The following is a 14,307-nucleotide window of genomic DNA, read 5'->3' as shown; positions in this document are numbered from 1 at the left end:
CATAGTTCAACGACCTTCTTCGCCAGCCATTAAAACATTATCGACATAGAGACCAATTTTCATTCTCTGTGGTGAAGCGCTGATTTTTGCGCTTCATGAATGGCTAACGAGGCAGTTTAGTTGTATAAGAAAATGTTAAAGGTGATGAGGAAAGTAAGTAATTACAGTTGATAAAAGGGGTAGTTTATATGAGTTGGAACTAGAATGAAACCACTATAATTTTCCATAGAGAAAAGGATTTGAAACCAATGTTTGGTTGGCTGCAAACTTCTATTCCTTGTTATCCTGAAACATTGAACTTAAAAACATTGTTCCACACTCGTCCGATAGGTTTACGTCCTTCTATAGAATTAGAACCAACAAACCACCCATTATCCTTAGAGCAAAGGGAAGGAATGGGGTTTAAGAGAATAAAGCAGATAGCAGAAGATTTGTGTAATGTAGAAGAAAAATAAATGAATTAACGGGTGCTTTACTTCAATAATGAGGTTGCTGCGGCAGCCTTTTTCTTATGGCACTAAAGAGGCAGGTTAGTTCTATAAGCTAAAGGATTATTATTGATATTAATGAATTACTTGTATACTTTTAATTACTTTTTGTGAAATAATATGTAAATGTGGAAATGTTAGTGCGGAAATTTAATCCCAGAACAAACAAAAAGATAAATAAAATCGTATAACAAAAAAAGATAACATTTTAAGCCTTTTTTTAATTGGTTACCGTCCATATAATCCTTCACGCTTTCAATAAAAGTGCTTTTAATAAAAAAATACACATTTTTACTATAATTAAGTTATGTTATAAACATAAGAAAATATTTACAAGGGGAAAAAATGAAAAATTCAAAGTTGGATTACAACCTGATTACACTTTTACTTTTACTATTTATAACAAGTTGTATAGCTATATTAAATGCTCAAGATTTTGGCCAATATGAAGGGAATTTTTTATTTAGACAAATAACCTGGTATATTGTGGGGATCGGAATAATCGCAGGAATTATGTATTTAGATTCTGAACAGATCTTTCGCTTGAATTGGTTTATTTACTCATTTAGCATATTTCTATTAATCGCATTAATTTTGGCACCTGAATCAATAGCTCGTAAAATAAATGGAGCCAAAAGCTGGTTTCAACTTCCGGGAATCGGATCACTACAACCAGCTGAATTCACAAAAATATCTTTGATAATTTGTTTAAGTTTCTTGGTACAAAAACATCATGAAAGATATTTAGATAAAACTTTAAAAACAGATTTGTTACTGTTAATTAAGATGGGAGCTGCTACAGCTCTTCCTATACTTTTAATTATGCTACAACCAGATTTAGGTACGTCTTTAGTTTTAATATGTATTTTTACAGGGATTTTTATTGTTTCGGGAATATCATGGAAAATCATAAGTGTTATTTTTATTATCATTTCCTTAATTTCTGGTATTCTAATATACTTAGTCTTTTTCAACCCTGATATTCTTCAATCAATGGGGTTCGCAACCTATCAATTAGGAAGAATTTATGCTTGGATCGATCCAGAATCTTATGCATCAGGTGAAGGCTATAATCTAACCAAAGCATTATTAGCCATTGGTTCAGGAGGGGTATATGGTTATCTGGAAAAGGGTATATATGTTCCTGAAGCACATACGGATTTTATATTTAGCGTTATTTCTTCTAAATATGGTTTCTTTGGAGCTAGTATTTTGGTAACAATTTATTTTCTCCTTATTTCGAGTATAGTGAAGTTAGCTCTAGACGTAAAAAATAGTTTTGAATCTTACATTTGCACCGGTGTTACTTCCATGATTTTTTTCCATGTTTTTGAGAATGTCGGGATGAATATAGGCCTAGTACCTATAACAGGAATACCATTACCTTTTATAAGTTATGGAGGAAGCTCATTAATTGGTAATATGTTAGCGATGGGGTTAGTCTTTTCAATAAGCTATCGAAAAAAAACATTTATGTTTGGTTAAGATGGCTAAGTATTCCCAGGATTAATTCTAGGTGAGTTTTTATTAAGAAAGCTATTTATTAGACGGTTAAACCGTCTTTTTTTATGTCTCAGTCTTTGTCAACTCAATAAATTTTATGCAACTAAAGGGCAGGTTAGTTGAACAAGTTTCTTAAAAAACCTAAATGGGATTTAGAGTACCTACCATCCATAGGTACGTCTTTATGTACTTCACTGTTAATCATTTGGTAACAACTTTTGATTTGGATAGATCATCTTGTTCATTTAACCTGCTTCATCTATAGTAGATGGATATAAAAGGTGTAGAGGTGAAGAGATGTCATTGCGGCTGTTACGGTATTTTATTTTTTTTCTCGGATTAACTTTCTTTGGATTAGGGAATGCGATTGCGGTGAATGTTCAATCCTTGGGGCTGCATCCTTGGGAGGTTTTAAACGTTGCCCTGTTCGAGTGGTTCGGTTTCACAATTGGGACGTGGAGTGTCATGTGTGGTTTAGTACTTGTGTTGATCGTCTTTGTCGTGGATAGGAAGTATATTAATATTGGTACCTTTCTAAATGCCTTGTCAATCGGCCCGATCATGGATTTCTTTTTGCATCTCAACATTCTTCCTCATGAAACGAAGCATTGGTGGTTGAATATACTCATATTGTTGACAGGTATCATCATAACCGGAATTGGCGGAGGAATTTATGTGGCAGCGGGAATTGGGGCAGGTCCCAGGGATGGTTTCATGCTTTCCGTTTCTGAAAAAACCGGGTTATCGGTCAGTTGGGCAAGAATCGTTGTCGAGAGCCTCATCTTGATTATCGGGTTCATCCTTGGCGGTCCAGTGTTTATTATGACATTTGCATATACCTTTATTCAAAGCCCAGTCTTTCAGTTTTCCATGAAGCTTATGCGTTCCTTTATCGCTAGTTTGGAGCAGAAGCGAAAGGGACAATTTGAAGTTCCGTTATAATGGGAGAGGATGTCCTTTGGTACACCATGGTCGTCGGAGTCAGACTAACGGATGGGATCAAAGGCACCATGGTTTAACGATCTTCTTCGCCAGCCATTAAAACATTATCGGCATAGAGACCAATTTTCATTCTCTGTGGTGAAGCGCTGATTTTTGGGATTCATGGATGGCTAACGGGTGCGTTCGTTCTCTAAAAGGCTGCCAATTGGCGGCTTTTTTTATAAAACAAAAAAGGAGCTATATAGCTCTGGTAATTTTTATAATCCAAAAGGTTCAGTCCTTGTTATATATATCAAAAGGACGACGTCAACTTCCGTCATAACAAACATAGGCACAAATTGATCCCATTACCTTTGCCAATCCGGTTGCTTCAATTTCAAATTCAGTTACCCATCTGTTCGCTGTACTCAACACGAACACATATTCTAAATATTTCCATAAAGATAGTTTAAGGTGGGAGTGAGATAGTTTAATATAAATGGAGGGTTAAACCGCCACGTTGATGATGGACTTTCTGTCTGAAAGATGTAAAATATAGGTTTAATTGAAGTTCATCTTATTTACATAATGGAGCATAATGAAGGGTTAAGTGATAATACAATCAGGAGGAATTTTTCAATGGCTTTGTCCGAAATGAATAATAATTTATTTAGAATGATTAATAATCTAGGTAAACAATACACGGATTTAAATCCTTTCTTTGTATTCATCGCTGAATACATGATTTTTTTCTTAGTATTGGCAGTCCTGATGTTTTTGTTTTCTCGTAGTAATAAAAATAGAATCATGGTAATCTGTGCATTTATTGCATTAGTTATCTCGGAAATACTGGCGAAAATAGCAGGGCAATTCCACTCGAATTATCAACCTTTTGCTGAGTTGCCCAACGTTAATAAGTTAGTTGAAAAAGCAGTCAATAATTCATTTCCAAGCGACCATACGATCATATTTTTTTCATTTTGCATAACCTTCTGGTTGTTCAAAAGGGGTTGGGGATTTTTATGGGGAATTTTGGCTGTTCTTGTAGGCATTTCTCGAATTTGGGTAGGTGTCCATTATCCAGCAGATGTTCTTGTCGGAGCCATCATCAGTATCGTTTCAGCGATGATCGTTTACAAAATTGTTCATAAGTTAAGTCTGACCAAGAAATTTTTGAGAAATCAAGAGGTGGGCGGACAAGCCATTCTATCTGCCCTATCCAAACAAAAGAAAGGTCAGTCAAAGGACTATTAGAAAAGGGTTAAATAATATACAAATTAGCAGACCAAATCGGTCATTGCTTATTTGCATTTGTTGTTTTAAGTCTTGTTTCAAGAACCGAACGGAGCAAGACAAAAAATATGTAATTATCAAAAGCTGATTTACTTTTTGAAATGAAAATTATTGAACAGGAAGTTTTAATCAACGATTCTTCAACGATAAGAAAAGGTTGCTAAGGCAGCCTTTTTCTTATGGCACAAAAGGGGCAGGTTAGTTGAATTAAAGGGAAAAAAGAATGCAATAGTTTTCATTTTACTTAGAAGCTGTAAGTTATTATAACTAAGCATTTATATAAATAATGACATGACTGTAGGCTATTTTTCATACAATATTTTTGGGGTGGAAAAATGACAAGAGCAAAATACACAAGTTCAGACGTTGACTTAATGGCAAGGATGATGAGAGCAGAAGCCGAAGGTGAAGGAAAACAAGGAATGTTATATGTTGGAAATGTAATTGTGAATCGTCTTGTAGCTAATTGTTTAGACTTTAAAGGTTTAAGAACAATTCCACAAGTCATTTTTCAAGTACAAGGAGGAAATTATTCTTTTGAAGCTGTTCAAAAGGGGAATGTATTTTATCAAAGAGCGAGAGGTATTGAAAGAAGATTAGCAGAACAGAATTTGAAGCACTGGAGACAGCATCCGGCTAGATATGCTCTTTGGTACTTTAATCCACATGCTCCATGTCCTCCAACATGGTATGATCAACCACATACTGGTCAATTTAAAGACCATTGTTTTTATGAACCAAAACCTGGAACATGTGATAGTGTTTATAGAGGTTAAGCTTACTCTTTGAGTAAGCTTTTTTACATATTTAAAATAGTTATCCCAAATAAAACTTTTAGTAATGGTTTTATCTAAAAAAGTAAGATTGTGAATTATTGTACTTCAGCTAACGGGTGCTACCTGAAGATCAGAGCTGTCTTTAAGGCAGCTTTTTCTTAATGAACTCCCTCGGTTTTATAGATAATGCTCAAAGGGGCAGTATGGTAATAAGGTGAACAGCAGTAAAGAATCGAAAAAGTATAAGGATAAACAACTTTTAATTGAGAAATACAAAACGGAGTCGATTATAATAGGTTTGTTAATATAAGTTCAAGGAACTGAATAATGATTGGAGTGATTCTTAATATGATTGATTTTGAATGGTATAGAAGCTTTATTTATATATATAAATATAATTCGGTGTCGGAAGCTGCAAAAACACGTATCATGACACAACCTGCTATGAGTCAGCATTTAGCTGCTTTAGAAGCTGAGGTTGGGGAGCTTCTATTTATAAGAACCGCAAGGAAAATGGTCCCTACTGAAAGGGGAAAAGAATTATATTCACAGTTGGCTCCTCTTGTTGAATCCTTAGAGGCAGCTACATTAAGTTTTAGAAGTGCTTCATTGCCAACTCTTTCTATAATCAGAATTGGTTCAGCAATTGAAAACTTTTATGAAATTATTCTAAATCAGCTTCAAGAAATTCAAACATGTACGGTTTCTTACTTTGGAACTGCCGATGAGCTATTGGAATTGTTGAAAGAAGGTACAGTAGATATAATTGTCACTTCAAAAAAAAATCCAGTTCCAGGCATTGAATATATTACGTTATTTGAAGAGGAATTTGTTATTGTTGCCCCAAAAGAATTGGAAATAGAAGAGGGTACTAACTATGAGCTAAAAGAAAAATGGCTTTCGTCACAAAATTGGATTAGTTATGGGCTAGACTTACCGATTATAAGAAGATTTTGGAGAGAGCATTTTAAAAAACGTCCAATTATGAAACCTATTCACGTCATTCCTAATTTACATTTGATTCTTAAAGCAATTGAAAACGGTTCTGGAATAAGTTTGCTACCAACCTATTTGTTGGAAAATTCAATGGATGAGGCAAAATCCAAAATCATATTCGAAGATTTGAAAGTTAATAATAAATTGTTTATAGCCTATCAAACAAAAAACAAGCATCTTCCTGAAATAAATGATTTTACCCAGACAATCCGGAAAAAACAGTAATTTGCTTCTTATTTTTAGTCAATCATCCATCTACTTTGGATGATTTTTTTCTGTTGTATTCTGTATTGAAATACCTATAAATATATTTATCGTTAATGCGTGAAATCATAATTTGTTTTATGTATTTTCGCAGAGTAGAATAACGGTTGTAACAAATAAATCATTATTAGGAGGGAATGATAGTGCTGAAAAACACTTTGATGGTTAAAAGTAATCATATAGAAGATACAGTATATACAAATAAGATGAAATGTGAGGTGGATTTCAAATGAACGAACAACACTTAGCACAGACATCGCCTAAAGCACGACACGCGAACCGGTTTGCGTTAATAGCTTTAGCCGCAACGTTCTTTGGGGTAGGAATAACAGAATTTATCAGCATAGGTGTTCTTCCTGCTGTTGCGAATGAATTCGGTATATCGGTATCAACTGCGGGATTAATTGTATCTATGTATGCACTAGGAGTTGCAGTAGGGGGACCTATTTTAACTTCTTTAACAGCTAAGGTTCCGCGGAGAAAAGTATTATTATCCGTTATCGTTTTGTTTATTATTGGGCATATCATAACGGCTGCTGCTCCTGTTTTTAGTATCGTATTAACGGGGCGCATAATCTCAGCATTCGCACATGGTGTATTTTTCGCCATAGGTTCAACAGTCGCCGTTAGTCTTGTCCCTAAAAACCGTCAAGCAAGTGCCATAGCGTTTGTATTTGGAGGATTTACGGTTGCTACTGCCATTGGAGCTCCTTTCGGTACTTATATTAGTGATATGTTTGGTTGGAGAATTCCGTTTTACGGAATTGCGTTTATTGGTTTGATTGCGCTTATCCTTAATGCTATTGCGATTCCAAGTCAACAATTAAAAATAGAAACCCCTCCATCTTACAAAGATCAATTAAAGTTAGTAAGAAACGGGAGAATATTACTGATTTTAGCGGTAACCATTCTAGGATACGGGGGTACATTTGTAACCTTTACGTACCTTTCACCTATCCTTCAGGACATCATGGATATTAATGCTAAGAATGTTAGTATCATTTTGTTTGTATATGGGGTAGCCATTGCAATTGGAAATGCCATTGGAGGACGTTTGGGAGATCGGAAACCACTTAATGCTTTACTTTATATGTTCATCGTACAAGCTGTTATTTTATTGATATTTACATTTACAGCACCGTTTAAAGTAGTCGGTCTTATTACGGTTGTAGCTATGGGGTTGTTGGCATTTATGAGTGTTCCTATATTACAATCATACGTGTTGACCTTAGCACAACGTTATGTACCAAGTGCTGTTGATGTTGCTTCATCTCTTAATATCGCTTCATTCAATGGGGGAATTGCATTAGGCGCATATGTAGGTGGACTTACTACAGATATCATAGGATTACAACATACGCCTTGGATGGCCGCAGTAATGGTTGCAGGAGGAGTTCTTCTTACGTTCTACAGTATGGTGTTAGAAAAGAAAGAAAATAAATAATGATTCTTCTGTTGTGAAATATTACACTTAAACTAACGGGTGGGTTAGTTCGACAAGAAGGCCGCCAAGTTGGTGCGTGTAGCTGATTTCAAATTTTAAAGAAGATAGTAATTTAGAGGAATACGGGCTCTTTTTCCCAAAAACAAAAACGCTGCATTTGACCAATTTAGGCCGTATGCAGCGTTTTGCTATTTTAGTAGCTTACGGTAAGGTTGATTAATTTTTTGTGGCCACATAGCTTATTATTTTATAAATGCTCTACTATAGTTAGCAAATATTTTTTTCTTCTTTGTAAACATTTCCTTCACTAAATCGTTTAATAGGTGAAATGGAAGGGGGGTACCAGTGGATAATGAATTGTTACAACAATTGATGGGTGAAAAAATACAAATAATAAAAAGATATCTAATTAAAATTGGTTCCAACCCTTTAGATGCAGAGGATATTGTTCAAGAATCTTTATACAAATTGATACTCTATATTGATTCTGTTGAGCCAGAAAAAGTTTCAAGTTGGCTGTTCCGAGTAGCTTTAAATAACTATTATGATCTTTGTCGTAAACAGAACCGGAATGTAACTTTAACCATGGAAAATCAAGTATTCATTGATAATCAGCCATTGCCTGAGGAACATATTGACCATATCGAAAACCGGGAAGAAATCAATGATACGCTTAATCAATTGAAACCTCTATATAAACATTTACTCGTTTTAAAGTACGAATTGGAATTAAGTTATGAGGAAATTTGCGAAATGTTAGATATGAAGCTCGGAACATTAAAAACGTACATATTTAGAGCCAGGACTCAATTTAAGAAGACTTATGAAAAAGGAGTGAAAGAACATTGAAAGAAAAGAATGATAGAAAAGAAAATATGTTTGACGATCATATAGAAGACTTGTTTGATGGAAATATTGAACAAACTGGAATGTTTGCAAAGACAATCAAAAAAGCACAACGAAAAACAATTTTACGTAATGTAATTATTTCAATTATTGTTTCAAGCATATTTATGCTCGGTTTTTTTGTTCTATTGCCCGTAATTAAGCAATACCAAGAGGATAAGGCTATTAGTGATTCAGGGCTTCATGATTATTATAATTTTACCAATCCGAATGTACATATTACAGGTTCTCAAACCATATCCAATGGTTTATTTAATGGAATCATAACCTTTGAGCAATATAAAATTATCAATGGAAAACCGATAGACTGGGGAGAGAAGAAAATAGAATACAGTCTGTTTGGTGGGGCACATTCCTTTGGAGGAGACCATTCACCGATACATTTAGAGCAGGTTAAAAATGGTCGTAGTTATGATAGATATACGAAGCAACTAATCATGGAATATTATCATCCGGAGGTAAAGTATGATTCGATGATAAATGATTTTCCTCGTTTAAAAAAGATGCCTGATAACCTTGCAGCTGAGTTAGCAATTTCATTCACTGAGAAATTGTCGCCGCAACAAGTGAGGGATTTGATACCAAAAGGTGTTTCACTCCAATGGTATTGGGTTGATATCTACGATAATTTGGATGATGAAACCATGCCGATACAGGCTAATGGCTTCAATTTTTACGGTTTTGAACATAGAAATGATGTTCCTAGTGAGGAGCTCTTTATTAAATGGTTAAAAGCGAGTGCATCACACGAAAGTGAAAATTACTATGACAAAGAAACTAAACAGGTGTATGAGTATATTAAAGGTAAAAACAAGGAAATAAAGACTGAGCAAATAAAAATTTTAGGTGCAGTTATAAGTGGTACACCTGAAAACTTAATGAAAGTTAAACACATTCCACAAGTGAGAACTGGTGTGTTGGGAGCAGTTACAAATAATTACTAACCACTATAGCTTAGATAATACGTAGTTGAATAAGAAAAAAACCAATTTTCCTTTATATGGAGAGTTGGTTTTACATTTCCAAAATGGTTATTTATATAAACAAACTTTCAATTGATTGCTTTTTATAGAACTAACGGAGCAGGTTTAGAGAAGGTATTACCAAGAAATTAGAGAATACGGTAATCATAGGGGGTGTTTTACTTGAATACTCGACAAGAAACTCCAGAAGAAAAAAGAGAGAGGTTAAGAAAGAACCCAAACGTTGCATTAAGAGATGGAATTGATCGAACTGAAAATGGAAATTTAGCAGATTTAGCTGACTAACCATTACTGTTATTATTTCTAGCCATGTTGTTAGCTCCTATGAATGTAATGTGTTGCTAGTCTAGGGCTTTGATATTGTTAAGAGTTATATACATAGATTTTAAAATAAATTAAGGCGAGGCTGCATTTTTCTTATGGCACTAAGAGGCAGGTTTGTTAAAGAAGGAATTTCCATTTTCTACACAAATGAAAATGTGTAAATGGTATGATTAAATTTTAAATTGTACCGACTTAATTCTTAGGGGGTAATATATTCTTGAAAATAGTTAGAGTTACCTTAGCGATAATTGTTATTGCTTTATCAGCCTATCAGCTAATTACTGAAAATTTTGAGTTGATGCCGTATTCTATGTTGTTCTTGGGGGCAACTATGTTAGTGACAGGGTTTAGTCGAACTTCAAAAGGATAGAAAAAGATTTTGGGGGTATATGAGCATTGTTGTCTCTTTATTTCTTTTCTTTGTTTCCATACAGGGTTTCTTAATTAACTAGCGAGTGCATTTGCTTAAATAGGGGCTGTCTTTAAGGCAGCTTTTTTGTATGAAAACACAATAGTAAAAAAGCCAAGTGGGATGTAGTAACAGCCAAACCTTTTCCCGAAACAGTTGGCAATAAAGATGAAGAAGACTATTTTGGAATGGCAAAGACCTTTTGTAGCAAAGAAATTGCTGAAAAGTCTTGGCTTATACGTTTAGATTTCCCCAAAGCAACTGGAGCTAACTTAGGCCAAGGTCAAATATTTTTAGCTAAAAGTAAGGAAAAAGGATGGTTTGTTTGGTTTCAATACCATTAAACTGCTATTCCTTATAGAACTAACGGGTGCGTTAGCTGAAGATCAGGGTTATTCGTCACCAGACTCATGGTCGCAAGGAAGAGGTAACGCCGCAGGCGTGATCTATTAAGGATTAAATAGTACAAATTTTCTTCAACTAAACGGTGCTTTACTTCATTAAGGGAGTTGCTTTGGCAACTCTTTTTCTTATAGAGCTAATGTGGCAGTTAGTCCGAATCCTTAGTGTTTTAAGAAATTAGTTTTTCATTTGGGATTATCAAAGTCACCATTGATTAATGGGAGATAGAATCAAATATGGGAGAATTCATAATAGAACTATGCTTTTGAGGCACAATAAATTGAAAAGATAAAAAAAGGATGCAAAGCGAGGAATTTTATGAAAAAGGTTGTAATGTTTTTCCTATGTCTTCTTATCTTAATTCTTCCATCACAAGTTTTTGCTCAACGAAAAGTACCTATTTTAATTTATCATTCGATTGACGAGTTTACTGGGCAGGGTTCTAAGGAGCTATACGTAACTCCTGATAATTTCCAGAAACAAATGATTTATTTAAAAGACCATGGCTACACATTATTAACTTTTGATCGTTGGCAAGAAATTTATAAAGAAAAAAAACCCATTTTCATTACCTTTGATGACGGATACAAAAACAATCTGAATGCATTTGCTATCTTTCAGAAACTTGAAAACGAACGTTTTAAACCAAGTGGTACCATTTTTGTTATTTCTGACTTTATCGGTCGACCAAACCGATTATCGAAATCGGATTTAAAAATGATGGCTGATTCGAGTATAATCTCAATCCAGTCTCATACTGCTACACATCCTGATTTGACGGAAATAAAAAATTATGAATATGAACTGAAAGAGTCCAAAGATAAAATTCAAAAAATAACAGGCAAACCAGTTAATGTTCTTGCGTATCCATACGGAAATTTCAATGACAAAGTCGTAGAAGAAACGAAGAAATATTATTTGTTTGGACTTACGACAACTCCTGAACTATTTTCTGAGAAGGGCATTAAAGACGAACTTTATCTTTTACCACGAATTTATATCAAGTATTCAACTACTCTTGATGACTTTGCAAAGATAGTTGAAGGCGGCTCCTATACCAGGTAATCGCTTTTTCTTTTGGAACCAAGGGCTTAATATTGTTTATAAGAAATGGGGTAATTTAACTGCAAAGAGTATGTGGAATTTTGCACTTAAACTAACGGGTTCGTTAGTAGCATAAGAAAGCCACCAATTTGGTGGCTTTTGTTGGTTTGAAAAAAGTTCGAGAAAAAAATTTTATGATTTATTAGCATTTCTGTTTGTAAAAAAGGTAGAAGAATTGAAAACTATTTTTGATTTATTATTAATTTGTACTTGTATTTATGTAGTAAACAATGTTCCATTTAGTGCTTTAACATACCTAGCTGCAGATTTTTGAACTTGGTTATGGGCATCTTCTTTAATTACTCGGTGAAATGCGTCATATAAACGGCCAAAGTTCAATTCATTAACCCGATTTGCGATTCTTTCGACTGTTACACTTGGCATTGGGATGAAGTTTGGATAACTGTACATAAAACTTACCCATTGACGATCAGCAACGATCCGAATGATATCCCCAGTCAGTAAAATTCCGTTCTGGCTGTTTCCATTTTTCCATTCTAAAACGGTGCCGCCTTTAAAATGTCCGCCAATTCGCTGAAGTATGACACCTTCCTGTAATTCAAGCGATTCTCCAGACCAGAAAATGATTTTTTCGCTTTGCCTCGTTACCCAGTCTCTTTCATCTTCATGAATATAAATCGGAGTGTCAAAAGCTTCGGCCCATTCCACTTGACTAGAGAAATAATGAGGGTGAGATAACGCAATAGCATCGATTCCACCTAAATCTTCAATTTGGGTAATCGTATCTTGATCAATATATGTAATACAGTCCCATAATAAATTAAAATTCTTATCTTGTATTAGATAAGCAGTTTGTCCGATTCCAAAATTCGGACTAGTATTTATGCTATATAACCCCTCTTCGTCAAGATTAAAAGAATTTTTAAATATTCCATCTTTTTTCATTAGTTCCAATGTTGTCCATGTCTGCCCTTTAGGACTAATATATTGTCTTTCTTCCCCGCAAATCAAACATTGATTGGGTACTTCTTTAGAACCTTCATATTGGACTCCACATGTTTCACAAATATAATTAACCAAAAAACTTTCCCCCTTATTTACAAAAAACTTTATTAATTATTATAATTAAATAAGGTAATATTTTGAAATTTAATGCTCAAATTCCCCTTCCTGCATCCATGCTATCATTCTTATGGAACTAAAGGGGCAGGTTAGTGCTATAAAGCGTCCAGGGGTTATAATTAAGGATGCAGCTTTATTAAAGAACTGACAAGTTATTATGTTAGAGAAGAGGATAACAATGAAAAATAGAGAGGGAGCTATCGGTTACTGTTTGGGAATGGGTAATACATATGAAGATTATCCATTTCGTGATAAGAATTGGACGTTAATGCGACATATAGATAACAAGAAAGTGTTTGCGTGGATATTTGAAAAAGATGGCCATATTTGGATTAATGTGAAATGTGAACCCGGTTTGTTGGATTATTGGCGTCAGATGTACCATTCGGTAGTTCCGGCATTTCATCTTAATAAGGACCATTGGAATTCGGTAATTCTTGACGGTACTGTTCCAAAGGAAGATATTTACGAAATGATAAAACAAAGCTATATGTTAACTAAAAAAAATAATAGTAAAGTAAATTTTAAAAAGTGATGGCTTTTATTCAGTAGGAAGGATTTATGCCGAACTTACTATGATTGTGAAATAATCTAATTACACCTAACGAGTACGTTAAGGGTAGCCAGTTTTACTGGTTGACCTTTTTTTAATAGAATCTAAGAATAATGAACTTATTGCTGTTGGTGTGAACTTTGACTTTGCTCAAGAAGATGAATTAAAACAAGCTGATTTTGTAGTGAATAATTTCAAAGAAATCTTAGAGTTAGTTTAAACTTCAAAAGGCTGCCAATTGGCGGCCTTTTGAAAATATGGTTCTTAGCATTATCATACATTCGCATTAAAGTGAAAAACTACCCAGTTGTGTCCACCGTTTATTCGTACTGTGACACAATCGTTATGTATTTCTCGGGTTTGTGTCTACCCTCAAATCCGCCTTGTTTCTGGAATAATTTTTAAAATGTAGCAAATTCTATTCATAACGTGTTGTTAGGGCCCCTTAGCAACAATTCTGGTGACCCGTTTTCAATTTATAGAAGTATTTCAAATCCTAAAAAATCAAACCATACTATCTATAAGAGGTGAATTTTTTTAAATGAATTTCCCTGAAATACATACAAACTTTTGGGACGCCGTGATAGCAATACCTGTTATAATGCTCCTAACTCAAATAATTAAAGTTTACTTTAATGTTTCAAAAAAAATTGTACCTTCCATAGCACTGGCACTTGGCCTGATGATTTCCATTTTCATTAGTCATAGGCACAGCTTAGTAGCAGGTATCTTTATGGGTTGGTTTTATGGTTATGCTGCGATTGGAAATTATGCTGCCCTAAAAACGACCATAATAGCTTATAGAAATAAAGAATAAGACTACTTTCCCACTATAAGCTGTTTGAATAAAATGTCTTA

Annotated in this window: 15 protein-coding genes and 2 pseudogenes; 16 read left to right on the top strand and 1 reads right to left on the bottom strand. The window is 34.3% G+C overall.

Translation table 11 applies throughout. The features are described from left to right. Nucleotides 1–215: 215 nt before the first annotated feature. The 13 genes and pseudogenes from J7I96_RS12865 (at nt 216) to J7I96_RS12810 (ending at nt 11,774) form a co-directional block, all read left to right on the top strand. Nucleotides 216–455, top strand: coding sequence for a DUF2199 domain-containing protein (locus J7I96_RS12865; protein ID WP_215048071.1), 240 nt, complete (start codon nt 216–218; stop codon nt 453–455). 378 nt (nt 456–833) lie between these two features. Then, nucleotides 834–1,973: an FtsW/RodA/SpoVE family cell cycle protein gene (locus J7I96_RS12860; protein WP_214925792.1), complete on the top strand. Its 1,140-nt coding sequence runs from the start codon at nt 834–836 to the stop codon at nt 1,971–1,973. Between the two features lie 315 nt (nt 1,974–2,288). Further along, on the top strand, nt 2,289–2,933 hold the full coding sequence (locus J7I96_RS12855; protein WP_214774552.1) for a YczE/YyaS/YitT family protein: 645 nt from the start codon (nt 2,289–2,291) through the stop codon (nt 2,931–2,933). Nucleotides 2,934–3,551: 618 nt separating this feature from the next. After that, nucleotides 3,552–4,166, top strand: a complete 615-nt coding sequence (locus J7I96_RS12850; protein ID WP_214925790.1) for an undecaprenyl-diphosphatase — start codon at nt 3,552–3,554, stop codon at nt 4,164–4,166. Nucleotides 4,167–4,540: 374 nt separating this feature from the next. Then, complete coding sequence (locus J7I96_RS12845; protein WP_214925785.1) at nt 4,541–4,981, top strand: cell wall hydrolase; 441 nt, start codon at nt 4,541–4,543, stop codon at nt 4,979–4,981. Between the two features lie 348 nt (nt 4,982–5,329). Continuing rightward, complete coding sequence (locus J7I96_RS12840; RefSeq protein WP_214925777.1) at nt 5,330–6,202, top strand: LysR family transcriptional regulator; 873 nt, start codon at nt 5,330–5,332, stop codon at nt 6,200–6,202. Nucleotides 6,203–6,470: 268 nt separating this feature from the next. Next, nucleotides 6,471–7,685 (top strand): MFS transporter, encoded by a 1,215-nt coding sequence (locus J7I96_RS12835; protein ID WP_214925774.1) that lies wholly within the window; start codon nt 6,471–6,473, stop codon nt 7,683–7,685. Nucleotides 7,686–8,030: 345 nt separating this feature from the next. Further along, a complete protein-coding gene (locus tag J7I96_RS12830) occupies nt 8,031–8,534 on the top strand; it encodes an RNA polymerase sigma factor (protein ID WP_214925773.1) in 504 nt (167 codons plus the stop codon). Next, nucleotides 8,531–9,535: an anti sigma factor C-terminal domain-containing protein gene (locus J7I96_RS12825; RefSeq protein ID WP_214925771.1), complete on the top strand. Its 1,005-nt coding sequence runs from the start codon at nt 8,531–8,533 to the stop codon at nt 9,533–9,535. Before J7I96_RS12830 ends, J7I96_RS12825 begins: the two co-directional genes overlap by 4 nt. Nucleotides 9,536–9,736: 201 nt before the next feature. Further along, nucleotides 9,737–9,859: a DUF6366 family protein gene (locus tag J7I96_RS28035; RefSeq protein WP_251029161.1), complete on the top strand. Its 123-nt coding sequence runs from the start codon at nt 9,737–9,739 to the stop codon at nt 9,857–9,859. A 422-nt stretch (nt 9,860–10,281) separates the two neighbouring features. Continuing rightward, nucleotides 10,282–10,350, top strand: a pseudogene (locus J7I96_RS28030) (hypothetical protein); the annotation flags it as partial. A gap of 145 nt (nt 10,351–10,495) precedes the next feature. Beyond that, entirely contained in the window at nt 10,496–10,651 is a 156-nt protein-coding gene (locus tag J7I96_RS12815) for a hypothetical protein (RefSeq protein ID WP_251025479.1), read from the top strand. Nucleotides 10,652–11,027: 376 nt separating this feature from the next. Further along, on the top strand, nt 11,028–11,774 hold the full coding sequence (locus J7I96_RS12810; RefSeq protein ID WP_214925770.1) for a polysaccharide deacetylase family protein: 747 nt from the start codon (nt 11,028–11,030) through the stop codon (nt 11,772–11,774). Between the two features lie 255 nt (nt 11,775–12,029). On the opposite strand, the gene J7I96_RS12805 is transcribed toward J7I96_RS12810, so the two are convergent. After that, nucleotides 12,030–12,854, bottom strand: coding sequence for an MBL fold metallo-hydrolase (locus J7I96_RS12805; RefSeq protein WP_214925768.1), 825 nt, complete (start codon nt 12,852–12,854; stop codon nt 12,030–12,032). A 220-nt stretch (nt 12,855–13,074) separates the two neighbouring features. Between J7I96_RS12805 and J7I96_RS12800 the strand changes: the two genes are divergently transcribed. The 3 genes and pseudogenes from J7I96_RS12800 (at nt 13,075) to J7I96_RS12795 (ending at nt 14,266) form a co-directional block, all read left to right on the top strand. Further along, nucleotides 13,075–13,431 (top strand): MmcQ/YjbR family DNA-binding protein, encoded by a 357-nt coding sequence (locus J7I96_RS12800; protein ID WP_214925764.1) that lies wholly within the window; start codon nt 13,075–13,077, stop codon nt 13,429–13,431. Between the two features lie 121 nt (nt 13,432–13,552). Continuing rightward, nucleotides 13,553–13,669, top strand: a pseudogene (locus tag J7I96_RS28835) (5'-nucleosidase); the annotation flags it as partial. A gap of 321 nt (nt 13,670–13,990) precedes the next feature. Continuing rightward, complete coding sequence (locus tag J7I96_RS12795; protein WP_057279071.1) at nt 13,991–14,266, top strand: hypothetical protein; 276 nt, start codon at nt 13,991–13,993, stop codon at nt 14,264–14,266. Nucleotides 14,267–14,307 lie beyond the last annotated feature (41 nt).

It is taken from the genome of Bacillus sp. ISL-78, assembly GCF_018613455.1.
Classification (GTDB): domain Bacteria; phylum Bacillota; class Bacilli; order Bacillales; family DSM-1321; genus Peribacillus; species Peribacillus frigoritolerans.
This window is presented reverse-complemented; position numbering and strand designations above follow the sequence as displayed.

Excerpts from the sequence above, each read along its gene's own strand:
- J7I96_RS12840 (WP_214925777.1), top strand. The coding sequence starts at position 5,330 with ATGATTGATTTTGAATGGTATAGAAGCTTTATTTATATATATAAATAT.
- J7I96_RS12795 (WP_057279071.1), top strand. The coding sequence starts at position 13,991 with ATGAATTTCCCTGAAATACATACAAACTTTTGGGACGCCGTGATAGCA.
- J7I96_RS12815 (WP_251025479.1), top strand. The coding sequence starts at position 10,496 with ATGGCAAAGACCTTTTGTAGCAAAGAAATTGCTGAAAAGTCTTGGCTT.
- J7I96_RS12855 (WP_214774552.1), top strand. The coding sequence starts at position 2,289 with ATGTCATTGCGGCTGTTACGGTATTTTATTTTTTTTCTCGGATTAACT.
- J7I96_RS12860 (WP_214925792.1), top strand. The coding sequence starts at position 834 with ATGAAAAATTCAAAGTTGGATTACAACCTGATTACACTTTTACTTTTA.
- J7I96_RS12845 (WP_214925785.1), top strand. The coding sequence starts at position 4,541 with ATGACAAGAGCAAAATACACAAGTTCAGACGTTGACTTAATGGCAAGG.
- J7I96_RS12835 (WP_214925774.1), top strand. The coding sequence starts at position 6,471 with ATGAACGAACAACACTTAGCACAGACATCGCCTAAAGCACGACACGCG.
- J7I96_RS12800 (WP_214925764.1), top strand. The coding sequence starts at position 13,075 with ATGAAAAATAGAGAGGGAGCTATCGGTTACTGTTTGGGAATGGGTAAT.
- J7I96_RS12810 (WP_214925770.1), top strand. The coding sequence starts at position 11,028 with ATGAAAAAGGTTGTAATGTTTTTCCTATGTCTTCTTATCTTAATTCTT.
- J7I96_RS12850 (WP_214925790.1), top strand. The coding sequence starts at position 3,552 with ATGGCTTTGTCCGAAATGAATAATAATTTATTTAGAATGATTAATAAT.